This is a genomic window from Rathayibacter sp. AY1G1 (assembly GCF_002932095.1).
Taxonomy (GTDB): Bacteria; Actinomycetota; Actinomycetes; order Actinomycetales; family Microbacteriaceae; genus Rathayibacter.
Window position 1 is genome coordinate 109,353 of sequence record NZ_PSUZ01000008.1, and the last position, 23,823, is coordinate 133,175.

Below are 23,823 nucleotides of genomic sequence, written 5' to 3' on the forward strand. Positions count from 1 at the left end.
GATGCTTCGTGCATGAGACGGGACAGCTGCCTGGGCTGAGGGGACGTCGGAGGATCTCCCCCTTGCCCCAGAACCCCCTCACCCCGAACGAGGACGCCGGCTCACCCGACCGGTTCCGCTCCAACCACCCCGACCGCTCCGGCGACGCGACCTTCGAGAACCGGCCCCCGGTCATCCGCGCCCGGATCCACGGGGACGCACCCGTCTCCCGTCGCGCCGTTCCCGTAGCTCCTGCCCGCCGCGCGGACATCACCGACTTCGTGCCGTCGCCGGCCGGGACCCCGCGCAAGCGCCGGGGCCGTGTCGTCGGCAAGGTCGCGATGGTCGGCTTCGCCGGCGCGCTGGTCGCGACCATGGCGCTCCCTGCCTACGCCTTCACTCCGGGCAGCCAGGACGACGGCCTGTTCGCGGCGTCGCGAGCCGACCTCCTCCGCCAGGGCTCCGCGCAGACCGTCGCCGTCGACGGCGGAGTGGTGCAGGCCGCGATCGCCCGCGACGGCTTCTCGGCCGAGGCGGCGCCCCCGCCGCCCGCACCGGAGCCCGAGCCCGTCGTGGTGGCCGAGCCCGTCGTCGACACGAGCGACGTCGCGGAGGCGCGCGCCGAGACCGCCGAGGAGTTCAACTCCTACTCCGGCGCCTCGGCCAGCGAGATCGCGGCCGCCGCCCCGACCACCAGCTACAGCCTCCCGGCGGTGTTCGATACGGCGATGCAGTACCAGGGCGTGCCCTACGTCTTCGGTGGAGCCGACCCGAGCGGCTTCGACTGCTCCGGCTTCGTGATGTACGTCTTCGCCCAGTACGGCATCTCGATGCCGCACTCGGCTGCGGGCCAGGGCGCCATGGGCACCCCCGTCTCGCTCGCCGACGCGCAGCCCGGCGACCTCGTCATCATGGACGGCCACGACGGCTTCTACGCGGGCAACGGCAACATCCTGCACGCGCCGTACGAGGGCGCGAGCGTCCGCGTGCAGCCGCTGTGGACCTCCGACTACCGGATCGTGCGCATCAACGGCTGACCCGGTCGATCCGCTCGAGAGCCCGTCCCCTCCTGGAGGGGGCGGGCTCTCGTCGTCCCGCCGTGTGAACGCCGCGTGACGAATCCGGACCGACCCCTGGTGTTCCGGGCGTGAAGGGTTAACCTGAACCCCAGTCCGCTCGCGTGGCGAGCGGATCGATTCGTCGAGGGACGGAGTGCCGGGATGGCCGAGCGGAGCGGGCGCCACAGCGTGGGGCTGCGCTCGCGCGTGCGGCCGGCCGATTCGATACGCGCGCGGGTCCTCACCGCGGCGGTGCACTCCTCCGACACGCGGATACGACTCCACGTCATCGCGCGGCACTCCGCCGCGGCCTCGCAGGGCGCCGTCATCACGACGGCGCCCTTGCTCGTGGTCGCGGCGCTTTCGCGTGACGGCGTGCGACAGCACGGAGGTCACTGATGCGCACTCTGGTTCTCAACGCCGGCTACGAGCCGCTCGCGGTGGTGTCGTTCAAGCGGGCCCTGGTCCTGCTGATGACGGAGAAGGCGACCGTGATCGCCGCGGACGAGGGCAATCCGGTGCACAGCGCGCACGGCGACCACGTGCGGCCCTCGGTGATCGTGCTGACCCGGTACGTGCGCATCCCGAGCGGCCGGAGTGTGCCGGTATCGCGCCGGGGCGTGCTCCGCCGGGACAACCACCGCTGCGGCTACTGCGGTCAGCACGCGGCGACGATCGACCACATCCAGCCCAAGTCGCGCGGGGGCCGGGACACGTGGGAGAACCTCGTCGCCTGCTGCCAGCGCTGCAACAACGTCAAGAGCGACCGCACCCCGCACGAGATGGGATGGCGTCTGCGCACCGTCCCCCGGATGCCGCGCGCCGGCTCCTGGCTCGTGCGCGGCGCGGAGCGGACGCAGCCCGACTGGGACGACTACCTGGCTCCCGCCGCCTGACGGGCCGCGGTCGCGCCGCTGGCGGCGTTGTCGTCGGGCGCGATACCGCCGGTATCGCTTCCTCCTCCGCCTTGCCAGCGACACGACCGCGACCCGTCAGTGGAGGGCGTGGTGCGCGACCCGGCGCTATTCGTTGTCGTTGCCGGTGCTCTGGCTGGCGTTGCCGGAGCGCTCGCCGGCCCAGGTCCAGTTCGCGACCTCGGGGATGTCCTCGCCGTGCTCGCGGGTGTAGGCGCGGGCGCGGATGCGGGCGTCCTGCATCTCCTGGCGGAGACCGGCGGCGCGGGCGCCGAGGCCGGGGGTCCGGTCGATGACGTCGATCACCAGCGAGTAACGGTCGAGGTCGTTGAGCATCACCATGTCGAAGGGAGTGGTGGTGGTGCCGTTCTCCTTGTACCCGCGCACGTGCAGGTTGCCGTGGCCGGTCCGCTTGTAGGTCAGGCGGTGGATCAGCCACGGATAGCCGTGGTACGCGAACACGATCGGGCGGTCGGGGGTGAAGACCGCATCGAACTCGCGGTCGGAGAGGCCGTGCGGGTGCTCCGACTCCGACATCAGACGCATCAGATCGACCACGTTGACCGTGCGGATCGCAAGGTCCGGCAGCGTCTCGCGGAGGATGCTCACCGCCGCGAGGGTCTCGAGGGTCGGCACGTCGCCCGCGCAGGCGAGCACGACGTCCGGGGACTCGCCCTGCCGCTCGCTGCTCGCCCACTCCAGGATGCCGAGGCCCCGCGTGCAGTGCGCGACCGCCTCCGCCATCGTGAGCCACTGGGGCGAGGGCTGCTTGCCGGCGACGACCACGTTGACGTAGTCCACGCTCCGGAGGCAGTGGTCGTAGGTCGAGAGGAGCGTGTTCGCGTCGAAGGGCAGGTAGACGCGCACGACCTCGGGCTTCTTGTTGACGACGTGGTCGATGAAGCCCGGGTCCTGGTGGCTGAAGCCGTTGTGGTCCTGGCGCCAGACGTGGCTCGAGAGCAGGTAGTTGAGGCTCGCGATCGGGCGGCGCCACTCGATGTCGCGGGTGCCGTCCAGCCACTTCGCGTGCTGGTTGAACATCGAGTCGATGATGTGGATGAACGCCTCGTAGCAGGTGAAGAGCCCGTGGCGGCCGGTGAGCAGGTAGCCCTCCAGCCACCCCTGGCACTGGTGCTCCGAGAGCACCTCCATGACCCGCCCGGCGCGAGCCAGGTGGTCGTCGAGGGGGCTGAGCTCGGCGTCCCACTGCTTGTCGGTGGCGGCGTAGACGGACTGCAACCGGTTGCTCGCGACCTCGTCCGGCCCGAAGAGGCGGAAGTTGGTCGGGTTGGCGCGGATGACGTCGGCGAGCCATTCGCCGAGCACCTTGGTCGCCTCCGCGACGGTGCCACCCGGCTGCTCCACGACGACCTCGTAGCGGCGGAAGTCGGGCAGGTCGAGAGTCTGCCGCAGCAGCCCGCCGTTCGCGTGCGGGGTCGCGCTCATCCGCAGCTCGCCCTCGGGGGCCAGCGAGCGGACGCGGTCGACCACGCCGCCCTCCTCGGTGAAGAGCTCCTCGGGCCGGTAGGAGCGGAGCCAGTCCTCGAGGAGCCGGGTGTGCGCCTCGGTGTCGCGGGCGTTGGGCAGCGGAACCTGGTGCGAGCGGTAGGTGCCCTCCACCTGGACGCCGTCGATCTCGGTCGGACAGGTCCAGCCCTTCGGGGTCTTCAGCACGATCATCGGCCAGGCCGGGCGTGAGAGGTCGCCGGCGGCGGCGCGCTCCTTGATCGCCGCGATGCGGTCGAGCACCGTGTCCAGGACGTCGGCGAACCGCTCGTGCACGCGCATCGGGTCCTCGCCGTCGAAGCCGCCCTCGACGAGGAACGGCTCGTGGCCGTACCCGCGGAGGAGGCTGTCGAGCTCCTCCTGCGGGATGCGGGCGAGGACGGTCGGGTTCGCGATCTTCCAGCCGTTGAGGTGCAGGATCGGCAGGACAACGCCGTCGGTGAGCGGGTTCACGAACTTGTTGGAGTGCCAGCTGGTGGCGAGCGGGCCGGTCTCGGCCTCGCCGTCGCCGACGACCGCCGCGACCAGGAGGTCCGGGTTGTCGAAGGCCGCTCCGTACGCGTGGCTCAGCGCGTACCCGAGCTCTCCGCCCTCGTGGATGCTGCCCGGAGTCTCGGGGGCGGCGTGGCTGGGGATGCCCCCGGGGAAGCTGAACTGGCGGAAGAGGCGGCGCAGCCCCTCCTCCGACTCGTCGATGTGGGAGTAGATCTCGCTGTAGGTGCCGTCGAGGTAGGCGTTGGCGACCATGCCCGGTCCGCCGTGGCCGGGACCGGTGATGTAGAGGGTCGGCTGGCGGCGCTCGCGGATCGCGCGGTTCAGGTGCGCGTAGATCAGGTTGAGGCCGGGGGTCGTGCCCCAGTGGCCGAGCAGGCGGGGCTTGATGTCCTCCCGGCTCAACGGGGTCTTCAGGAGCGGGTTCGCGAGCAGGTAGATCTGTCCGACCGCGAGGTAGTTCGCGGCGCGCCACCAGGCGTCGACCGTGTCGAGAGTGTCCTGGGTCAGCTCGGCGTCGGCGGGTCGCGCGATCCAGCTGTGCTCGGGGACGGGCAGGAGGGACGGAGCGGGGGAGTCGGCCATGTGCCCACGCTGGCATCCGGACGCCCGGGGCGGAAGGGCCTTGCAGGCCCGGTTCCGGAGGGGGTCAGCCGCGCGGCGTCGCCCGGCGGAGGACCAGCGAGCCGACCGCCGTCAGGAGCGCGGCGGGGACGAGGAGCAGAGCGGCGGCTCCGGCGGTGCCCGCGCTCTCGAGGACGTCCACCACGACCGGCCGGCCCCCGGCGAGAGCGACGACGACGACCACCGCGAGTGCCACCGCTCCGAGGGCGAGGAGGAAGGCCGTCACTCCGCGCTCCCGCCAGCGGAGGAAGACCGCGCCCGCTGCTCCGCCGAGGGCGAAGGCGGCGAGGAGCGAGCAGAGCAGGACGACGAAGCGCTCGTGCCACGGACCGTCGAGGGGGGAGGCGAGGAAGAGCGCGCCACCCAGCCACCAGCCCCCGGTCGCCTCCTCGAGCACCCCGAGGGCCACGACGATCGCGGACCAGAGCACGGACAGTGCCGCGAAGGCGAGGGCGCTGCCGAGGACGTGGTCGCGCCGGGTCGCTCCGTAGCTCAGCGCCAGCCCGAAGGTGGCGGTCGTGGCCTGGATGGAGCCGATGAAGAGGAAGACGACGATCAGCATCCCCGGCCCCACGAGCAGGATGCCCGAGTCGCCGCCGCCCCGCTCGGCCCCGATCCCGCGGAGGACGAGCCACCAGATCACGAGGTTGCCGGCGAGGACGGCGAGCAGGACGAGCAGCGGCCAGCCGAGGACCGTCCCGGGGTGGGCGAGGTGGAGCCTCAGGACGGAGAGGATCCTCCGCGGGGAGGCGGAGCGGCGGGCGGGGGCGGTCATGGTCGGTCCTCTCGGATCGGTGGCGGTGGTGTCAGCTGCTGCGCGGGGTGGCGCGGCGGAGGATCGCCCAGCCCGCGACTCCGGCGATCGCGGTCGGGATGAGCGAGAGGGCGTAGCCGCCCGCGTATCCGACGCTGCCGAAGAAGGAGCCGACGGCGGGCCAGTTCTCGGTGAGCGTGAGGAGGGTGATCACGGCCAGCAGGAGGGCGCCGAGGATCCCGAAGAAGAGCAGCATCCCGCGCTGGCGCCAGCGCACGTAGACCGCCGCCGTCGCCGCTCCGATGAAGAAGAAGAAGAGCAGGGCGCAGAGCACCGCGACAGCCTGCTCGCCCACGGAGTCCCCGCCGAAGTAGATCGAGCGGAAGAAGCTGCCGCCGAAGCCCCAGCCGTCGGTCGCCCGCTCCACGATCCCGAGGACCACGAAGACGCCGGTGTAGAAGACCGAGAGGGCGACGAAGGTGAGGGCCGTGCCGAGGGAGAAGTCGCGGCGGGTGGCGCCGTAGCCGAGGGCGAGGCCGAAGGTGACGTTCACCGACTGGACGGCCACGACCATCATGTAGACGAAGAGGAAGAAGGACGCGCCGGAGTAGGTCATCCCCTCCTGCGCCTCGAGGCGCTCGCCGGAGTCGAGCCCGCGGAGGATCAGCCACCAGACGACCAGGTTGCCCGCCAGGATGACGGCCGTGATGATCAGCGGCGTATAGAGGATGGTGGCGGGGTTCGCGAAGTGCAGGCGGACGATGCTGCCGAGGCGGCCGGCGGCGGTGTCGTGGCGCGCGGGGGCGCCGGTGAGGGCGGTCATTCCGAGGCCTTCCCGGTGGTGAGCTGGACGACGAGCTGCTGGAGGGGGACGGACTCGAGTTCGAGCCCGTGGCGGGCGGCGGAGGCGCGGCCGGCGTCGTCGAGCCGGGGGAGCGTGGCCGAGGCGCGGCTGCCGAGAGCGGAGCGGGCGATGACCTCGCGGCCGGCGGTGAACGACTCGACGGCCTGCCGGGGTCCGATGACCGTCGCCGCGGCACCCCGCAGCTCCTCCGCGTCGCTGTCCACGACGAGGCGGCCCTGGTCGATGACGAGGACGTGCTCGAGCAGGCTGCTGACCTCGTCGATGAGGTGGGTGGAGAGGACGACCGTGCGCGGGTGCTCGGCGAAGTCCTGGAGGAGGCGGTCGTAGAACAGCTGCCGGGCGACGGCGTCCAGCCCCAGGTACGGCTCGTCGAAGAACGTGAGCGGGGCGCGGGAGGCGAGACCGACGATCACTCCGATCGCCGAGAGCTGTCCGCGGGAGAGCTTCTTGATCTTGCGGTCGACCGGGAGGCGGAAGTCCTCGACGAGCTCGCGGGCGAACGCCTCGTCCCAGCCGTCGAAGAACCAGGGAGCGCTGCGCAGGACGTGCTTCACCTTGAAGTCGTCGGGGTACTTCTGGCTCTCCTTGATGAAGCAGGTGCGGGAGAGGACGGCGGCGTTCTCCACAGGCGACTGCCCGAAGACGCGGATCTCGCCCGAGCTGGCGAACTCCTGGCCGGTGAGCAGCGACATCAGTGTCGTCTTGCCCGCGCCGTTGCGGCCGAGGAGGCCGTGGATGCGGTTCTCCTCCAGCGCGAAGCCGATGCCGTCGACGGCGCGCATGCGTCCGTAGTTCTTGGTGAGGTCGTGGACCTCGATGACCGCGCTCATCGCGATCCCCCTTCTGTGATCATGTCGGCGAGCTGCTCGGTGCTGAGGCCGAGCTTGGCGGCCTCGGCGAGCAGCGGAGCGACGAACTGGTCGCGGAACTGCGTGCGGCGCTTCTCGACCAGCCGGTCGCGCGCCCCCTCGGCGACGAACATGCCGATCCCCCTCTTCTTGTAGAGCACCCCGTCGTCGACGAGCAGGTTCACGCCCTTGCCGGCGGTGGCCGGGTTGATGCGGTGGAACGCGGCGAACTCGTTGGTCGACGGGACCTGCGACTCCTCCGGCAGCGCGCCGTCGATGATGTCGTTCTCGATCTGCTCGGCGATCTGCAGGAAGAGCGGGCGGGAGTCGTCCACGCGGGCTCCTTCGGTGCTGGGTTGGGTGGTTAGTTGGTGTTGTAACTAACCATGGAGGCGGGAGGCCTTCGTGTCAAGAGGGGTGTGCCGCGCAGTCGCCGCGACGAGGGCCGTGGCGTGCTTCGCTGGCGTTGTGGTGCGGCCTTGTCGTCGCTTCGCGGGGGGCGGGGCACGGCGGGTACACTGGCTCGGCCAGCCTCTGTAGCTCAATGGAAGAGCGACTCCGTCCTAAGGAGCAGGTTGGGGGTTCGAGTCCCTCCAGGGGCACCACAGTGTCGTCACCAAGACCCTTGCCAGAGAAAAACGCCGAGACGGCGCCGATCTCGGCTTCCAGGAAGCTGCTGAGGCTCCGAGCACCACTCTTTCGAGTGGTGCTTTTTTCGTGTGCTGCGAGCTGAATGGCGGTCGAGGCGATCGTCGCGAACGGCTCGTTCAACTCGACGGTGATGGTCTCGTCCGCATGAACGAGAACACGCTCGAGGAAGACTTGATTGAAGAGCCTCTTCACATGGTCCGGTGCCCCGCCGTATGCGCTGGCACACTCCGCGGTCACATTGAGGGCGAGCCGGATCGCGTGCTCGACATCGGCCACGTCCTGGGTGAGCCTCGCTTCGTCCCGCTCGGCGATCGTCCGCTCAGCGCGGATGCGGTCCTGCTCCTTCTTGAACAGGTCGAGCGAGATCGCGTCTGCGTAGTGAGCCTGAAGGAGCCGCAGCTGCTCGCGTTCGAGACGCTCTAAGTCCGTCTTGATCTGTGCTTGTTGGCGCTCGGCGTCGCCTCGGGTGGCCACGAGCTCGTCGTGGAACAGTCGCTCGAGGTCGTCTCGGGGCATGCGGTCGAGCCGGAGACTCTTCTTGTACTCCTCGACGATCTTCTCCTCCACGACGTGGATGAGGACGGCCTTCTGCGTACAGTCGTTCCGCTTCGCCTGACGTGCTGAGCAGTAGAAGTAAGGGTAGATCTCGCCCGACTTCGACCGCGTCATCTGCACGATCAGCCGGTTGTGGCAGTTCCCGCAGTACACGGTGCTCTTGAGGTAGTGGTCGTGGCGACGTCGGCGCTCGCCGGAGCGACGCGACTGCAGCGCGTCCTGCACCTTGTCCCACGTCTCTTGATCGATCAGGGGCTCGTGCTTGCCGGCGTAGGTCGCGCCCGAGAACGAGACCAGGCCGAGGTAGTACGAGTTGATCAGGATCTTGTGGAGGTCCGTGTCGGTGAGCGCTCGTGACGGTACCGGCGGAGGTCGTCGAGTGGTGAGTCCCCGCTGAGCGAGTTCGAGGGCGAGCTGCGACAGGCTGACGCTCGGCTCGGTGTAACGGTGGAAGGCCCAGGTGATGAGCGGAGCTCGGTCGGCGTCTGGGCGAACGGTTCGGCTCTCGCGTCCGTCGCTGTCGAACTCGCGGACGTTCAGGTACCCGAGCGGAGCCCGGCCTGGGGTCCCGCCCTTCTGTACCTTCTGCGTCATGCCCTTGGTGACCTCGTGCGCGAGGTTGCGCGAGTAGAACTCGGCGATCGAGGACATGATGCCGTGAAGGAGCGCACCTGACGGCGATTGGTCGATGCTCTCCGTGGCCGAGATTAAGGCGACGTTCGCGGCGGTCAACTGCTTCATGATCTCGACGTCGTCCTCCCGGTTGCGCGCGAGGCGGTCGACCTTGTGCACAACGACGTAGTCCACGGAGTGCTCGCGGATATACGCGTGCTCTTCTGTCGGCCAAGATGCCTAAGAGATTGACCTTCTGACGCAAAGCCTCCGGAAGGTTCGCGCAACGTTCCGCCCATCATGTTGCGACCGAGGATCCCGACCCGGAGAGGTCGCCGGCACCGCCGAAACAAGCTCGTCCTCAAGACGACCGGCGCCGGGCAGGTCTGGTCCTGAGACATCACCGACCTGTACTCCTGATGTCTGGGTGAGGGTCTAAAGCCTTACAAGATCACCGACTTCTACTTCCGGAAGGTCGAGGACCGCGAGGCGGATCATCTCGCTATCAATATGTTCGCCATCGCGATCGCCGAGCACGGCTCGACCCAGATAGCGCACGTCCATTACGGCGCAGCAATTAGCTCGAACCTGCTCAGCGACCACCTCAACAAGCGCGGCATACTTCTCCTCCACGTTCGTCCGATCGACGCTCGACGGACGTGCATGGGAGGAAGATTCGTCGATCCGCGTTAGTGGCTACGGCGTCGGCCTGATCCGACGCCTCGTTGATCTCCGCCGACGACGTCTGTACGACGTCTGGCAGCTGCACGAGGCACCGCCTGCGGAGTCCGTCAGGATCGTGCACGAGCAGCGCCGGTCGAAGATCAGATGGGTTCCGTCGTGGGCTGGTCCGAGCCCGCTGACGGCGGCCAGTGCGAAGTAGTCTCGGACTACGGCCCAGCGGGCGTAGAGCAGCAGCGAACGCCGGCGTGCGGGTGGCACGGCAGGTTCGTGCGCCGGGAGAATGTTGCACCGGACGGGGTGCCATCGGACGCACCAGCTCGACCAATCGTGCATCCAGACTGAACATCACAGGATCTTCGAAGTGTCGTCCAGATCAAGCTCCGGGCCGTCCAAGACTGCGCCCTACCATTCACGCACGACCTCTCGCCGCCGACGAAGGCCCCTTCAGGCCCCCCTAACGAGGGCCATATTAGGTAGGGAATCCTCAGCTCGACCCGAGACGCAAGCAAGCGATCCGACACGCGACTCGTACGTACCTTCGAACGGAGAAGTCTACTAATCTGAACGACATCGCTGGCCGACCCCGAACGGCCACGGCCCATACTGATGTTATAAACACCATATCTAGATGGTTATTGATCTGCCATCATATATATATATATGGAAAACCCACATCGATCTTCACCCGACTTAGTAAAAGAGGAAATAATGGCACAAGTGCTCGAACAGCCAGCGTTTGACTTCAGCATTCCTCTGTCGCACCTTGATCGTCGCGATCGCACCGAACGCATTGCATATCTTGCCGAACAGGTAGAGAGAGTAGCCGTCTCGGGAATCGCATCAGGCGAGTTGCTCAAACGAATTTCAGCAGAATACAAAATACTTCCCGACCAAGTTAATGCCGCAATCATGGTAGCAATTCGTTCGGGAAAGATTGTTATCGAAGGCGATATTTTCCGGTCAAGCGAGAAGTAGAAAACTTCTGGGTGGGGGGGGGTTTATGTCCAAGCAGACCAAGCCGGAAAAGCTTTTAGTTCTTCCTGACGGTTCTCTTTATAAGAAGGAATCTTACAAGTCTCGCTACTCGCGGGTTTCGGAAGAGGTAAAATCTCTTCAACACGATGCTCGAACGGAAACTGAAAAAGACCGTGGTCGCGTTGCGTACTCATCGTACGTTCGGCGGCTTTCCGGTGTAACTCAAGTAACCTCACCAACGCTAAACTCGTCACGTTTGCATACGCGAGAATCTCATAGTCAAAAAGTGTCCCTAGTCTCTCGAGAGATTGCAGAAGGTATTGCACGATCAGCCTTGGCCAATCCCTCGTCAGAGGCTTATGCAACAATTCTCGAACATGGTGGGCTCGATCTGGCCGCTTGCGAGACGGCCGGACTTGCGCACGACCTCGGACATCCGCCATTCGGACACGGCGGCGAGGTTGCATTAAATGAATCTCTGCGGCGGAGAGGTGTCATCGACGGGTTTGAGGGCAATCCTCAGACTTTCCGAATACTTACTAAGCTTGAGTTGCGGAAATTGTTGCTCAAAGATACAAACGTGGGGCTTGATCTCACATATGTAACTCTTGCTGCAGTTCTCAAATATCCGAGAGAATGTCCTGAAGATCAACGAACTCCTAAAGATGGTTACGGTCAGGGGTCGATACCGAGGCCGCCAAAATTTGGGTTTTTCGGAAGCGAGGATGAGGATCGCCGTGCATTCGACGGAGCTACGGCTCTATTGAAAAAAGGTGCAAACGGGCAATATCGACAGACGCTTGAAGCCTCAATTATGGACCTCGCGGACGACATATCGTACGCGACGCATGATCTAGAAGATCTTTACCGGGAAGGGCGTATCGACTTCTATCGAGTCGACGCGGACCTCGGAGTCGCGATTGAAAAGCTCGAGGGCGGGTTGCCGGCAAGATCTGAAGAGTTAGATCTCAACGCGTTTATTAAAATTGCTCATACCTTGAGTGAGGATTATCAAGGGCTTTTTAGCGTGGGTTCCTATAATGCCGCATTATCAGAGGTCCTGCGAATGATAAGAATTAGCAAAATGGGCTATCAGTACGATGGTGATGTTGATCAAACTTCAAGAGTTTCTGCTTTCACGTCATCGATGGTAGAGGCAGTGTTTGCATCTATTACTGTCACCCGTCAGCCAGCTTGGAAGTCGACGTCAAAGGTCTGGAATGAAGGACCTAGTGTTTACGCAACCGGCGACGGTTGGCACCGGATGCAAGTGCTAAAAACGATAACAAAAAGGTACGTTATCGCAACATCTCGAATGAGTGTAGTCGAACGGGCTCAGTCGAAGGTCGTAAATTCCTTGTTCACCGAGCTGGCAACTTGGGTGGAAGAATGCAAGACAATATCTGATATCCAGTCGTTGCCGGAACCTTTGGCGTCGTTCATTACCGCCGAGGGGTGGGGCAACGGAGAGATGCGGAGCGAGTACTATCGCGCCGTTGCCGACTACATTTGCGGCCTTTCTGACGAAGAATGCTTGCTGCGCGCAAAGTGGCTACAGGGGCTCACCGTGCCAGAGTTCGGTTCAGTTCGATAGAGTGCGGATTACTTCAGCTTCTAGCCTGTTGTAAGGTCGGCGTTCGCGTGTTTGTTACTTCCAATCCCACGGTGAACTTGCTTTCCAGTCATCCGTTTCCCATTTCGAAACTGGCAAGTACGCGAGTTCATCGTTGTTGAACTTGTCGATGTTTGTAATTTCTTTAAGTGCCCACTGGGGTACTGAGACGTCTCGAATGTCCTGACCTTCCAATTCGGCAATCCATAAGCCGAGGTTCTCTTCGAGAAACTCGTCGATTTCCCATGTGTTGGCGTCAAGGACGAGTTCGTACCGACGCTTAACAATGACGTTGTCACATCTTCTGATAAATTCGGCCGCCAGTGCAGGATCCATGTCAGCTTCGTATTCGTCGCGCTCATCGCCGATCCGCGGGCCTTTCGCCGTCATTCGGGCATCGATGTAGCGGAACGCACCGCTTCGGTCCGTCGGCGCCTGTCGCGTACGGACGCGAAGTGCGTAACCGTCCTTCGCAAAGAAATAGCCCTGCACGATTAAGGTCCAGCTGGCGCCGCGCACAATCGACTGTTCGGCGACAAGAAAACGGCGCTCCCGCTCGCGCTGAACCTCATACTCTCCAAGTGTACTCAACTTACGCTTCCTTTCTTCCGATAATTTGCTTGCGCGGCTCTGTGATTGCGTCTTCCTGACGTCGACCACCGTTGATGCGCGGCCTGTGGTGTAATACCCAACAGCTCGCCGATCTGGCGCCAGGAAGCACCAGCATCCCGGACGACCACAACCGCACGATCAAGATTGCGTTGCGCTTGAGCTAGTTCTATAGCTGCAAGCTCGAGTTGGCGGAGCGGTGGGGCGATGTCGTGTTGCCGTAGGGGCGCGTGAGCCGACCTCTGCGCGGACACGTCTGGTCGGCGGCCGATGGTGTTAGCAGAGCTCGTCGCGGCCGCGGGCTGGTCGCTCGGCGCCTGATTCTTTGCCGTGAGGGGCAACTGTTGTCCTCCGTTCGGTCGCCTGATATCGTCACCGTATCACCATCAACGGTGATTGACGAGAGGAGAAAGCGGGTGGAGGAGCGGGTCTGCTGCGGCGGAGAGTGGCTGGTCGTGATCCTCGAGAAGGTCCTGTTCGAAGACCTGGTGAAGCCGGAATACACCAGGCCGCTGAACGGCAAGACTCCCGTTTACAGTGCGGACGGTTCCATCGACGAGGTGCTCACGTACGGACGGTTCATCGATTAGTGCCGGAGGGGCCGATCTGAGGGCGTCAGATCGGCCCCTTCTTCGCAAAAAGATCACACGTCAAGTGTTGGCCGTTTCTTTGAAACTCTTCTCATTCTGCACCAGTTCGTGCATAATGAAGAACAGCTATGCGGCCATTTTTGTATGAAGCTGTTTACAATCCGAAGGTCGTGATTGTCGCGGTCCTAGTCGCTCGGCGGCCGAGGCAGCGTTCCGTGGGATCTCGCGGGACTCCGGCTACTCGGTCGGCGACGCCGTCTCGGACCCTGTCCATCAGCGGATGCTCATCGAACTCCTCGAGCGTCACCCGGAGCACGCCCAAAAGACTGGCCCGGGCGTCAAGGAGTTCTTCATCGGCCGAACTCGCGATGCGAGTGGCGCGTTCGTAGGGGCCAATGTAATCGGTATCTGGATCCGCCGCGTCGATGGGGAGGAGGTAGATTCCAGTTACCTCACCGCGATTCGCCAGCACTCGGCGAAGTCCGACGCCAAAGAAGCGCTGCGGACAGAAGTGGACGACCGGCGACAGGCGTACCGCGAGGCGCGCTTCGCTTCGCGCGACGAGGTCCGGAGCGAGCTGTCTGGAGATCGGATCGACAACCTTCACGACGCCCAAGTCATTTACATAAGTCCGACCTGCGGAGAGCTCACCTATCGATTCGCGGAGAGCGAGGGCGGCTGGGGCGAAGTGGCCGTAACCCCAACGGCGAGCGGGATGGCAGCCGTCGGATCACGGCTCGCCGACCGGAACCAGGCTGGCCGGTGGCTGGTGTTTCACGCGCGCTACACAAATCTAGCTCTCGCGACCGCGTCCGAAGCCGCCCGCCGCCGCCAGGTGAGCGATCTCGACTGGATGCCTCTCGACCCGAACGACTAGTCAGTCTCTGGTGCTGTCTCGGAGCGCCGAGTCGCCACCTCGATCAAGTCGCGGATCTCGCGCTGGAGGAGCACCGGCACGCCGAGCCCATCGAGGTTCTGAGCAGCGAGCCATTCCAGGGCCTCCACTCGGGACCACTCGCCGACTCCGATAAAGTCGGACAGGGCAACGGTCGCTGTTCGGGACAGGCCCAGCGACATGAGCACGACCTCGCTCGTGCGGGAGACGCCGAGCTCGAGCATCATCGCGTAATCAGGTCGAGCGGTAGTCTCCAACCCGAGCTCCGCCGAGTACACCTCGAGCAGATCGGCGTAGCAGGCGAGGTACTTCGGCGCATGGAACCTTGCGATCGATTCGATGTCTCGCATGACGTCTCGGATCGCCCTCGCGGAGGTGAGGGATGCATTGAACGAGAGCCTCTGATCGATCAGCCGAGCGAGGGGCATGCCCTTCATCCAGTTGACGACGAGGTTGCCGAGCTGCCACTTGCGGCGATCCTCCCCGGAGCGGGGCGCGCCGAAGACGCTCGTCATCGTCGCACCGATCCGTACGAGCGCCTCTTGGAATCGGGCACGAGCATCGGGCTCCTCGGGGAGTGGCAATTCGAGCTCCGTCGGCGTCATCCCGGATCGCCGAAAGCTCTCGAGGAGTCGCTCCATCGAGATGGGCGCGATTCCAGTGTGCCGAGTCACAATCTCGACGGGGATCGTCAGATCGGTCGCGGCCCGCACGACCGCGGACTCGACCTCGCTTCGTTCCGACTCCAGAGGAATACGATTGAGAAGGGGCTGGATGGACTGGCCGGCAAGGTGCCGCGAGCACAGGTACGCGAAGAGGCTTTCAGCGGCACTGTCGTCGTGCACTTCATCGGCGGAGCGCACGAAAGCGAGCAGCCCCGACGCGTCGTCGAGCCCCGTGCTGACGGCTCGGGTGATCTGTGACCGCTTTCGCACTCGCGGCAGGTTGGGCCACAGGCTTTCAACGTCAGTGTCGATGCACACCACGTTGCCTGCGAATTCCTTGCCCCAGCGCCCCGCGCGTCCCGCCAGGTTCCAGAAGTCGCCTTCGCGGAGCGGATTTCCGGGCCCTTTTTGAGGGTTGCGCATGAAGATCGTCCGACACGGGAGATTGACGCCCTCGAGCAGCGTCGATGTGCAGATCAGGTAGTGGATCTTGCCTTCTCCGAAGAGGCGCTCGATCTCTATTCGCACCACCAGCGGCATGTTCCCGTAATGGAAGGCCACGCGCCGGGCGAGCACGTCGGCGAGCAAGTACTTGCTGTGCACCGCGGTCTTGATCAGATCCCGCAGATCGTCGATCTCCGTGTCAGCCTCCGCCAAGGTCGGGAGCTGCTCATAGACCGCCTTTGCGACCTTCTCGGCTTCGCTCGGGCCGTTGACGTAGATGACGTTCCCGGGGGTGTTCCCGGCCATCGCATGCGCCACCAGCGCGATGCGCATGGGCACGGTTGTCGCGCGTTGCGCGAGCGTGAGTTCGCCGACTTTGTAGCTGTTTCCATCCGACACCAGGGATACGGCTCTGCGCTGAGGCTTCCGGTTGATGTGCTCGACCCATAGGAGGTTCTGGTCGACGGTGACCGTCTCGGAGACGAACGAGTCGGAACGCCGGTCGGCGGGCGCGTCTTCGACCAGAAGTTCCGGGTTGGAGCTCAAGGGGCTAGCGAAGAGCACTTGCGCATCAGGGCTGCGCCGAATGGTGCGCTCGATCGCGTGCTGGAGAAGAATGCCCCGTGCGTCGCCGGCGAGCGATTGCGCTTCATCGACGAAGAGGAGGTCCACGTTGAGCGACGGCAGGAGCTCCAGCACCAGGTGAAGCCTCTCCTGCGTGACGACCAAGACCGTCCGAGACGACTCCGCGAGATCGGGGTCCCACGGCATCGTGAAGACGTCAACGTCCGAGGGCACCTCACGCCGGAGATCACGCGAGACTTCCTCGATCAGGGCGCGCGTCGGCACGAGATAGACGAGCGCCAGAGGACCCGCCTGGCGCGCGACCTCCAAGAAGTGCTCTCTGATGATCCGGGACTTCCCAGCGGAGGTCGGAGCCGACACGCTCAGCCAGTCATTCGCCTCTACTGCTTCCCAGAACTTCCCCTGAAACGGATTGACTGGCAGCACACGGCCGTCGGAGAGGCGGACGGAGTAGTCAATACGGCTTCGGACGACCTCCATCCGGAGCGCACCCGGCAGACGTCGCCAGGCGTCGGCCGGCAGCCGGTCCCGAGACTCCGCCAGTTCCACGGCCATGTGGTTGCCACTGCGTTCGAGGAGCGCGGCAGCAGCGGCCTTGTGAGCGTCCTCCGCGTCCGAGGACAGCATGCACGCCGTGGCGATTCGGAGGACCGCGGACTGCGCACGCTCTGACTGAGCCGACGTGATCGCGCTGGCGTAGAGGAGGGCGAACCCCCAGTCAATCGAAGGGGTCTCTTCGTTCCATTGCACCGCCGCGAACTCCGAACGGACCGTCAGCTTTCGAGCGGCCTCGAGCACGTCTCTGAACTTGTGCGAGGCGAACACGATTTCCTCTAGCGCCGTGCTGGTGGTCACTTGGCCCCCATCTGCTTTAGGACCCGAGAACGCAGATCGGCGACGTCGGGCATCGGGATGCAAAAGAGATCGACGTTCACGCCGACGATCTCGAACTCCTCGACACGGGTCCCGACCGTCTTGTGCCACCGGCCGACTGCCTTCGACACCGCCTTCTGCTGGGCCTCGTCGAGGGCTGCGATGTTCGGATACTTGTCGTGGTCGAAGCCGACCAGGCAGACCCCGTTCCAACGCACTTTCAACGTCTTGGGGTTCGTCTCGTCGAAGTACTCGAGCAGGTGAGCCGCCAGCTCGGCCTGAGGGACGTTGAGGTGATCGCGTACCAGTAGCAGGTCCTGCCTCCGGCGCTCGTCTCCGTCGGGCCGCAGGTACGGGGCGATGCTCTCGAAGCAGTCTCGGAAAGCGTCCGAGCTCGACTTGTAGAGCTTCGATTCGCCCCAGTAGATGTCGAGAACCCCGTCATCCGCCAAGCTCGCGTGGATGCCGTCCGAGCCGTGTACGTGCACCTCGGTGTTCGTCTTCAGCGCCATCTTCGAGATCAACTGCGGTCGCTGCAGCACACGTTCCATGAGCAGGAACAGGAGGAGCTCGCCGCCTTCTCCCGAGCTCTCCGATTTCACGAACAAGTCTCGTGCCTGTTGCTCCAAGCTCACTATTGCTGTGGTCGCTCGAGTTGCCTCGTAGTCTGCGAGCGCTCGTTCGATCTTTGAACGCGGTACGCAGAAGTCCATGGTCGCGGACGCCATCGCCCTTGCGAGGTGCTCCACAGCTGGCGTCCCGTTGACATCGTGCGCGAGGAAGTGCGTCCGCACGAGAGTCGACGTTCCCGGAACTGTGACGGCCTTCTCGAACGCTGGCAGGAAGCTGATCAGCTCGCTACCGGTGCCCCGAGCCAGCTCGAGGAATTGTTCGACGACCGCATCTTCATCTACCATCACGCACCCTTCATCGCGTACCTCGTCCGCCCGTGCACGAGAAACACCGAGCCCGCGTTCTTGACCTCGGCTGCCATACCGTCCCCGATCGACTTGTGCTGGTTGCGTTCAACCACGTTCTCGAAGCTTAGGCTCGGCGTCCGAGTCAGGGCCGGGAGCGCGGCGCTGGTAGACCGTTCCTCGGTAAAGCAGCGCCGACAGGCGTCTCGGTCTTCGATGCGGACTGCGTAATCTAGAAGCGGCGGAGATGCCCTCACGCGAGTGCAGCTCCTTCGGTCGCGCAGCAGATCGACGAGACGTAGTTCTGTTGAGCCCTGCCTGAACCCTGTGGTGCCGCTTACTGTACTCAGATTCTCACGCTCGAGCCTGGAGCCTCGCCTTCATCGTCTTCGGGTCGACGCCGTAGAGCGCACCCAGCTGGTTCAGCGACCAGCCCCGCGTCTTCAGCGACGCCACATCCTGCAGCTGCTTCTCCGTCAGTACAACCTGACGCACCGGAATGTGCTGCTGCTTGAGTGCTGAGCGCACTGCTTCACGGCTCACGCCCCACAACGAGGCGAGCTGGCGGATGTTCCCACCGGCTTCATACTCAGCGGCCAGCTTGGCCTTCTGCTCCTCGCACAGCCGCACCTGGCGCTGACGGAGAGCCTGCACGCCGACCGGGGGAGCGGCCGGTTCTGGCTCCTCACCCCTGTTCATTCCAGTCCTGGCGGTCACCAGCGCGCGCTCCCATCTTTTTTGATCAGTTGCAGATAGGTGCACCACCGTGTCGTTACTAAAACCCTTGCCGGAGAAAACGCCGGAACGGCGCCGATCTCGGCCTCCAGGAAGCTGGTGAGGGTCCGAGCACCACTCTTTCGAGTGGTGCCTTCTTCGTGTGCTGCGAGCTGAACCGCGGTCGAGGCGATCGTGGCGAACGGCTCGTTCAACTCGACGGTGATGGTCTCGTCCGCATGAACGAGAACACGCGCGAGGAAGACTTGATCGAAGAGCCTCTTCACGTGGTCGAGCGCCCCGCCGTAAGCGCTGGCGCACTCCGCGGTCGACGCACGCCGGGCGAACGGTCCTGATAGTGGCTGGTCCTGCGTGCGGCAGCTTCGGTGCCCCGGGCCGCCGGTCCTTCTGGCCGCCCGTGTCGGGAAGCAGGGCCTGCGCTAGCGTCGCTCCATGACTTCACGTGAGTTGCGCGACGAGCTCGCCGCGTTCGTCGCCGAGCGGGAGTGGGCGCAGTTCCACTCGGAGGAGAACCTGGCGAAGAGCATCGCCATCGAGGCGGGGGAACTGCTCGAATGCTTCCAGTGGGGCCCCGACGCCGACCGGGATGCCGTCCGTTCCGAGCTGGCGGACGTCCTCACCTATTGCCTGCTGCTCGTGGACAGGATCGGCGCCGACCCCGAGGACCTGGTGCGGTCGAAGCTCGTGCGGACGCGCGAGAAGTACCCGGTGGACAAGGCTCGGGGAAGCAGCGCCCGGTATGACGCCCTCTGACATCGAGCGGATCGTCTTCGACGGGCCGTCCGTCAAGGTCTGGGCGATGACGGACGACCGCCGCTCGAACTGGCCGGTCGTCTACGTCCTGGACGAGGGCAAGCGCCGCGCGAGGCGGCTCCCGCGGGTCTACGTCGGAGAGACGAGAAGCGCGGCGAGCCGGCTGCGGCAGCACCTGGGCTCGGTCGACAAGGTCGACCTCCAGACGGCGCGCGTGATCGTCGATCCGAGGTTCAACAAGTCGGTCTGCCTCGATCTCGAGTCCTTCCTGATCAAGCTGCTCTTCGCGGAAGGTCGATTCGCTGTCCTCAATCGCAACGAGGGGATCGTCGACTCCGACTACTACGACCGGGCGGCGTACCAGGACCGTTTCGCCGAGATCTTCGAGCAGCTGCGCCTGGAAGGCCTGTTCACGCGGAGCATCGCCGAGATCGAGAACAGCGACCTCTTCAAACTGTCGCCCTTCAAGACGCTCACCTCCGAGCAGGCGGCGGCGGTCGTCGGAATCGTCGACGCGCTCGTCGAGGACCTCGGGAAGCAGACACAGTCCACGTCGATCGTTCAGGGGGAGCCGGGGACGGGCAAGACGATCGTCGCCGTCTACCTCCTCAAGCTCCTCGCGGACGTCCGGCTGTTCGCGGAGAGGATCGACAGAGCCGAGGAGGCTCCCGGCGAGGACCGGCTGGACGACCTCGTCGAGGGCGACTCCGTCTTCTCGGACTTCTTCTTCGCCGACACCCGCGAACTGCTGCGCGGGCTGCGCATCGGGATCGTCGTGCCGCAGCAGTCTCTGCGCTCCTCGATCAAGAAGGTCTTCGCCAAGACCACAGGGCTCGACGAGAAGATGGTGCTCACTCCCTTCCAGGTCGGCGAGGACCCGGGACGCTGGGACCTCCTCGTCGTCGACGAGTCGCACCGCCTCAACCAGCGGGCCAACCAGCCGTCGGGCTCCCTCAACAAGAAGTTCACGGACATCACCACTGCGCTGTTCGGCTCCGACGATCACGCCCGGACTCAGCTCGACTGGATCCGCGCGAAGAGCGATCACCAGATCCTCCTTCTCGACGCGGCGCAGTCGGTCCGACCGGCAGACCTTCCGCGGCCCGCGATCGACGCGTTGATTCGATCCGCTCAGGAGGACGGCCGCCTGCACCGTCTGACCTCGCAGATGCGAGTGCGCGCCGGAACGGACTACGTCGGCTGGGTGCGCGCCGTCCTCGATCCGACGGCAGCAGACCTCCCCCGGCGACCGGACCTCGGGGAGTACGACCTCCGCTTCTATGACGACTTCGGAGCCCTGCGGCGCGACCTGCGGCAGCGGGAGGAGGAGACCGGTCTGGCGCGGCTGGTCGCCGGCTACGCGTGGCGCTGGACGTCGCGGAAGGATCCGTCAGCCGCCGACATCGAGATCCAGGGAGAGCGGCTCCGCTGGAACAGCACGCAGGTCGACTGGATCGCGTCGCCCGGCTCCGCCGATGAGATGGGCTCGATCCACACCGTGCAGGGGTACGACCTGAACTACGCGGGCGTGGTCATCGGCCCGGACCTGAGGTGGGACAGCGAGAAGGGCCGGCTGAGGGTCTCCCGCTCGGATTACCACGATAAGAAGGGCAAGGAGAACAACCCGGGACGGATGGGCCGCGACTACACGGACGACGAGCTCCTGCAGTACATCGTCAACATCTACGCGGTGCTGCTGACCCGCGGGATGCTCGGCACGTACGTGTACGTCTGCGACGACGCCCTCCGGGAAAGACTCCGGACGGCCTTCGCCCGACCGCTCACGGCCTTCTGAGGGCGTCTCGCGGGCCTTCGCTCAGGCGGCGCCGCCATGATCGAGGCTGGTACTCGACGGAAGGTTCTCTGTGAGCATGTTCAAGCGCGTTCTCGGCATGGCGTCGAAGGCGCTCGATTCGAAGAGTGGCTCGGGCTCGTCCTCGAGCGGGACGACCGATTGGCGCGAGCTCGTGCGCTCCGCCGCCGACAAGGTGACGGGCGACTCGCGGAGCGGGCAGGCCCAGCCGCCTCAGCAGTACGGCTCGCCGGAGCGACCCTCCGCGCGCCCGCAGGACGCCCGGCCCGGGCAGCAGCCGGTGGTCACGCAGGAGGACCGCGCGGCGATCGCGCGCTACGACTACCTCCTCCGCACCGCCGACCCGGAGCAGCTCGAGCAGGTGCACCGCGAAGCGTTCGCGAAGCTGTCGCCGGCGCAGCGCGCCCAGGTCGAGGCGCGGCTCCGCGACGAGCTGCCCGCGAACGAGCAGCCGCGGTCCTCAGCCCCGGACGACCTGGCGCGCGCGGCGACGCGCGGCGAGGCGAACGACCCGGGGTTCCTCAAGAAGATGTTCTCGAAGCCGGGGACCCGCGGCGCCCTCGCGGGTGCTGGCGTCGGAGCGGCGGCGGGCATCGGGCTCGGCGCGGCGGGCGGACTGCTCGCGGCGGTCGCGGGCGGCGCCGTGATCAGCAGCGTCGCCGGTCCGCTGCTCGCGCAGGCGTCCGGCCTCGGCGTGGACTTCGAGAACCTCGCCGGCGGGTTCGGCGATCTGGGCGACTTCGGTGACATCACGGGCGGCGCGGGAGAGTTCGTCTCCGGTGCGGGTGAGCACGTGTCCGGGCTGGGGGAGCAGGTGTCGGAGTTCGGCTCCGACTTCCAGCTGCCGGGGCTCGGCGACCTCGGGAACCTCTTCGACCGCTAGACGGACGGGACCGGAGCGCGCCGGCGGAGGAGCGGCGACGCGATCGCGAGTGCCGCGCCGACGACGAGCAGCACGGCCCCCACGATCGCGACGGCGGTCGTCGACCAGTCGGGGAGGTCGACCACCGTCGTGCCGTCGAGCAGCGTCCATTCGCAGGCCGCGCCCAGCGGCCACCACGACCAGAAGCCGCGGACCAGGTCGCCTGCCTCGGGTGGGACGCCGCCCAGGCTGACGCTGCAGACGTCGTCGAAGCCCTGACGGTCGATGTTCGCGTAATGCAGCGGTACGAGCGCGAGGGCCGCGAGTCCGGCGACGGCGAGGGCGAGGCCGGCGAGCAGGGCGAGACGCGCGGCGGTCAGGCGCTTCCTCGCCGGCGTCGAGGCGGGGGCGGGCGGCGTCTCGGTCATCGTCCGATGGTGGCACGCGTTCGTGGGGAGCAGGCGTGTGCCCGGGATCGGCGCCGAACAGCGCGGAGGCACGGGGCGGATCCGTCGGAGCCGCTCCTGGACCGCACACGGACCGGACGCCGGCCGGCACAGCGGCGACGGGGCGCCCTCGGCGTCGTACCCTCGACTGCATGGGGTTCGTCTTCTCGCTGGTGATCATCGTCCTGACCGTGCTCGCGCTGGTCGACGTCGTACGGCAGCCGGACAACGTCATCAAGAACCTGCCCAAGATCGTGTGGATCCTGCTGATCTTCTTCCTCCCGCTCATCGGCGTCTCGCTGTGGTTCCTGCTCGGGCACGACTGGAAGCGCGGCGACGGCGGATCCTTCGTGCCGGGCGGCCGAGTGCCCCGCCGCCGGACGCAGGCGCCGCCGACGGTGGTGGTGCGGCCCGCTCCGAAGAGCACCGAGGAGCAGCTCGCCGACCTCGAGCGCGAGGAGGCGCACTACGCGCGGCTCGCGGAGGAGCAGCGTCGCCGCCGCGAGGGGGAGCGGCCGCTCGACGCGTGAGCGGCCGCTCCGGAGGCCGCTACTTCGAGAAGTTCGACGCCGCCCACTGGATCGAGGCGATCTTCGCCTGACCCGCGACGCTCGGGTGGAAGTAGTCGGTGGTCCCGATCAGGCCCTTGGTGACGGGGGTCGCGGTGAGCGCTCCTCCGTCCCAGTCGCAGAGCTGACCGGCGGCGCTGCACGCCGTCTGCAGCGCGGTGTTGTACTGCGTCGTCCGCGTCTTCGCGGCAGCGGCGGAGGCGGCCGCGGCGGTGCTGCTGAGCCTGCGGCCGGTGGAGCTGACGCCGCGCGTGGTCCGGCAGAGGTCGCCGCCCGCCCAGACGAGCGCGCCGACTCCGGTCTTGACGACCGACCACTCGGAGGCCACGTTCGGCATCGACGAGAGGACGATGCGGGCGGAGGGCCACGTGGTGCGGATCTTCGTGATCGCGGCGGAGGCTCCGGTGCGGAACGTGCTCGCCGGGGTCATCGTGTAGCCGTCGGAGGCGACGCTGTTGTCGGGCGAGCAGAGGTCGTTGCCGCCGATGAGCAGGGTGACGACGTCCGGCCGCACGCCGGCGGCGACCGCGGCGTCGATCCGCGAGGGGACCTGCGCGACGACGTCGCCGGTGGTGGCGAAGTTCGCGGTCGTGACGGTGGTGCCGGGGAGCGCGGTCCGCAGGCGCGAGGCGAAGGAGTTCACCGAGGAGCTGGTGCCGGTGGACCAGTTGTTGCGGGGGCAGTCCGCGAAGGAGCCGCAGGTCCCGTAGGCCTGGGTGATGGAGTCGCCGAGGCTCAGCACCGAGAGGGTGGCGGGAGTGGCGGCGGCGGCGGCCTGCGCCGGGAGCAGCGCGGCGGCGAGGGCGAGCGCGGCTCCGACGGCGAGGGCGCGGACGCGGCGGCTCGGGGTCGGCGAGAGCGGTGCGCACCGGCTCCGCAGCGAGGTCGACACCGATCGTGAGCACGGGGACAGGGTAGGCGCTCTGGCGCTACGCTCG

24 protein-coding genes, 1 tRNA gene and 1 pseudogene are annotated in these 23,823 nt (G+C 66.0%); 12 read left to right on the forward strand and 14 right to left on the reverse strand.

The window, feature by feature from the left end; translation table 11 throughout:
* The first annotated feature begins 62 nt into the window (after nucleotides 1-62).
* Together C5C36_RS17545 and C5C36_RS06400 are read left to right on the forward strand one after the other, a co-directional pair.
* Complete coding sequence (locus tag C5C36_RS17545; RefSeq protein ID WP_258069031.1) at nucleotides 63-1,016, forward strand: C40 family peptidase; 954 nt, start codon at nucleotides 63-65, stop codon at nucleotides 1,014-1,016.
* 419 nt (nucleotides 1,017-1,435) lie between these two features.
* Nucleotides 1,436-1,933 carry an HNH endonuclease gene (locus tag C5C36_RS06400; RefSeq protein WP_104224608.1) on the forward strand — a complete coding sequence of 166 codons (498 nt, stop codon included), beginning with the start codon at nucleotides 1,436-1,438 and terminating at the stop codon, nucleotides 1,931-1,933.
* A 126-nt stretch (nucleotides 1,934-2,059) separates the two neighbouring features.
* Here the strand turns inward: C5C36_RS06400 and C5C36_RS06405 are convergent, their stop codons facing one another.
* From C5C36_RS06405 to C5C36_RS06425, 5 genes are all read right to left on the reverse strand, one after another.
* Nucleotides 2,060-4,534 carry a phosphoketolase gene (locus C5C36_RS06405; RefSeq protein ID WP_104255433.1) on the reverse strand — a complete coding sequence of 825 codons (2,475 nt, stop codon included), beginning with the start codon at nucleotides 4,532-4,534 and terminating at the stop codon, nucleotides 2,060-2,062.
* A gap of 64 nt (nucleotides 4,535-4,598) precedes the next feature.
* Complete coding sequence (locus C5C36_RS06410) at nucleotides 4,599-5,348, reverse strand: hypothetical protein (protein ID WP_104263054.1); 750 nt, start codon at nucleotides 5,346-5,348, stop codon at nucleotides 4,599-4,601.
* 31 nt (nucleotides 5,349-5,379) lie between these two features.
* The gene (locus tag C5C36_RS06415; RefSeq protein ID WP_104233881.1) at nucleotides 5,380-6,150 is read right to left on the reverse strand and encodes an ABC transporter permease; all 771 of its coding nucleotides are present in this window, start codon (nucleotides 6,148-6,150) and stop codon (nucleotides 5,380-5,382) included.
* Nucleotides 6,147-7,022 carry an ABC transporter ATP-binding protein gene (locus tag C5C36_RS06420; protein WP_104261710.1) on the reverse strand — a complete coding sequence of 292 codons (876 nt, stop codon included), beginning with the start codon at nucleotides 7,020-7,022 and terminating at the stop codon, nucleotides 6,147-6,149. The genes C5C36_RS06415 and C5C36_RS06420 overlap by 4 nt, the downstream gene beginning before the upstream one ends.
* Nucleotides 7,019-7,375 (reverse strand): GntR family transcriptional regulator, encoded by a 357-nt coding sequence (locus C5C36_RS06425; protein WP_104224613.1) that lies wholly within the window; start codon nucleotides 7,373-7,375, stop codon nucleotides 7,019-7,021. Before C5C36_RS06425 ends, C5C36_RS06420 begins: the two co-directional genes overlap by 4 nt.
* Before the next feature lie 195 nt (nucleotides 7,376-7,570).
* Between C5C36_RS06425 and C5C36_RS06430 the strand changes: the two genes are divergently transcribed.
* Nucleotides 7,571-7,645, forward strand: a tRNA-Arg gene (locus C5C36_RS06430).
* Nucleotides 7,646-7,835: 190 nt separating this feature from the next.
* A complete protein-coding gene (locus C5C36_RS06435) occupies nucleotides 7,836-8,114 on the forward strand; it encodes a hypothetical protein (RefSeq protein ID WP_104263053.1) in 279 nt (92 codons plus the stop codon).
* A gap of 129 nt (nucleotides 8,115-8,243) precedes the next feature.
* On the opposite strand, the pseudogene C5C36_RS18245 reads toward C5C36_RS06435, so the two are convergent.
* Nucleotides 8,244-9,068 (reverse strand): annotated as a pseudogene (locus tag C5C36_RS18245) (recombinase family protein); the annotation flags it as partial.
* 225 nt (nucleotides 9,069-9,293) lie between these two features.
* Nucleotides 9,294-9,491, reverse strand: a complete 198-nt coding sequence (locus C5C36_RS17295; RefSeq protein ID WP_146084587.1) for a hypothetical protein — start codon at nucleotides 9,489-9,491, stop codon at nucleotides 9,294-9,296.
* A gap of 759 nt (nucleotides 9,492-10,250) precedes the next feature.
* On the opposite strand from C5C36_RS17295, the gene C5C36_RS17300 reads away from it, so the two are divergent.
* Nucleotides 10,251-10,517 (forward strand): hypothetical protein, encoded by a 267-nt coding sequence (locus C5C36_RS17300; RefSeq protein ID WP_146084586.1) that lies wholly within the window; start codon nucleotides 10,251-10,253, stop codon nucleotides 10,515-10,517.
* A gap of 25 nt (nucleotides 10,518-10,542) precedes the next feature.
* A complete protein-coding gene (gene dgt, locus C5C36_RS06455) occupies nucleotides 10,543-12,111 on the forward strand; it encodes a dGTP triphosphohydrolase (RefSeq protein ID WP_104263075.1) in 1,569 nt (522 codons plus the stop codon).
* A 54-nt stretch (nucleotides 12,112-12,165) separates the two neighbouring features.
* Here dgt and C5C36_RS17305 read toward each other — a convergent pair whose 3' ends face one another.
* Nucleotides 12,166-12,789: a hypothetical protein gene (locus tag C5C36_RS17305; RefSeq protein ID WP_146084585.1), complete on the reverse strand. Its 624-nt coding sequence runs from the start codon at nucleotides 12,787-12,789 to the stop codon at nucleotides 12,166-12,168.
* Nucleotides 12,790-13,130: 341 nt separating this feature from the next.
* Here C5C36_RS17305 and C5C36_RS17310 point away from each other — a divergent pair, with 341 nt between their 5' ends.
* Together C5C36_RS17310 and C5C36_RS06460 are read left to right on the forward strand one after the other, a co-directional pair.
* A complete protein-coding gene (locus C5C36_RS17310) occupies nucleotides 13,131-13,328 on the forward strand; it encodes a hypothetical protein (RefSeq protein WP_146084584.1) in 198 nt (65 codons plus the stop codon).
* 220 nt (nucleotides 13,329-13,548) lie between these two features.
* Nucleotides 13,549-14,205: a DCL family protein gene (locus C5C36_RS06460; protein ID WP_258072211.1), complete on the forward strand. Its 657-nt coding sequence runs from the start codon at nucleotides 13,549-13,551 to the stop codon at nucleotides 14,203-14,205.
* Here the strand turns inward: C5C36_RS06460 and C5C36_RS06465 are convergent.
* The 4 genes from C5C36_RS06465 to C5C36_RS06485 form a co-directional block, all read right to left on the reverse strand.
* Complete coding sequence (locus C5C36_RS06465) at nucleotides 14,202-16,772, reverse strand: DEAD/DEAH box helicase (protein WP_104263050.1); 2,571 nt, start codon at nucleotides 16,770-16,772, stop codon at nucleotides 14,202-14,204. The genes C5C36_RS06460 and C5C36_RS06465 overlap by 4 nt on opposite strands.
* Nucleotides 16,769-17,707, reverse strand: a complete 939-nt coding sequence (locus C5C36_RS06470; RefSeq protein WP_146084583.1) for a DUF1837 domain-containing protein — start codon at nucleotides 17,705-17,707, stop codon at nucleotides 16,769-16,771. The genes C5C36_RS06465 and C5C36_RS06470 overlap by 4 nt, the downstream gene beginning before the upstream one ends.
* A gap of 354 nt (nucleotides 17,708-18,061) precedes the next feature.
* Nucleotides 18,062-18,406 carry a hypothetical protein gene (locus tag C5C36_RS06480; protein ID WP_146084582.1) on the reverse strand — a complete coding sequence of 115 codons (345 nt, stop codon included), beginning with the start codon at nucleotides 18,404-18,406 and terminating at the stop codon, nucleotides 18,062-18,064.
* A gap of 14 nt (nucleotides 18,407-18,420) precedes the next feature.
* Nucleotides 18,421-18,708 (reverse strand): hypothetical protein, encoded by a 288-nt coding sequence (locus tag C5C36_RS06485; protein WP_104263046.1) that lies wholly within the window; start codon nucleotides 18,706-18,708, stop codon nucleotides 18,421-18,423.
* Nucleotides 18,709-18,874: 166 nt separating this feature from the next.
* Between C5C36_RS06485 and C5C36_RS06490 the strand changes: the two genes are divergently transcribed.
* From C5C36_RS06490 to C5C36_RS06500, 3 genes are all read left to right on the forward strand, one after another.
* Nucleotides 18,875-19,195, forward strand: coding sequence for a nucleotide pyrophosphohydrolase (locus C5C36_RS06490; RefSeq protein ID WP_104263045.1), 321 nt, complete (start codon nucleotides 18,875-18,877; stop codon nucleotides 19,193-19,195).
* Nucleotides 19,182-20,990, forward strand: coding sequence for a DUF2075 domain-containing protein (locus C5C36_RS06495; RefSeq protein ID WP_104263044.1), 1,809 nt, complete (start codon nucleotides 19,182-19,184; stop codon nucleotides 20,988-20,990). The genes C5C36_RS06490 and C5C36_RS06495 overlap by 14 nt, the downstream gene beginning before the upstream one ends.
* Nucleotides 20,991-21,066: 76 nt before the next feature.
* Nucleotides 21,067-21,891, forward strand: a complete 825-nt coding sequence (locus tag C5C36_RS06500) for a hypothetical protein (RefSeq protein ID WP_258069029.1) — start codon at nucleotides 21,067-21,069, stop codon at nucleotides 21,889-21,891.
* Here the strand turns inward: C5C36_RS06500 and C5C36_RS06505 are convergent.
* Entirely contained in the window at nucleotides 21,888-22,298 is a 411-nt protein-coding gene (locus C5C36_RS06505) for a hypothetical protein (protein ID WP_104263042.1), read from the reverse strand. The two genes, C5C36_RS06500 and C5C36_RS06505, sit on opposite strands and share 4 nt — an antisense overlap.
* Before the next feature lie 170 nt (nucleotides 22,299-22,468).
* On the opposite strand from C5C36_RS06505, the gene C5C36_RS06510 reads away from it, so the two are divergent.
* Complete coding sequence (locus tag C5C36_RS06510) at nucleotides 22,469-22,846, forward strand: PLD nuclease N-terminal domain-containing protein (protein WP_104263041.1); 378 nt, start codon at nucleotides 22,469-22,471, stop codon at nucleotides 22,844-22,846.
* Nucleotides 22,847-22,865: 19 nt separating this feature from the next.
* Here C5C36_RS06510 and C5C36_RS06515 read toward each other — a convergent pair whose 3' ends face one another.
* On the reverse strand, nucleotides 22,866-23,777 hold the full coding sequence (locus tag C5C36_RS06515) for a GDSL-type esterase/lipase family protein (RefSeq protein WP_146085312.1): 912 nt from the start codon (nucleotides 23,775-23,777) through the stop codon (nucleotides 22,866-22,868).
* Nucleotides 23,778-23,823 lie beyond the last annotated feature (46 nt).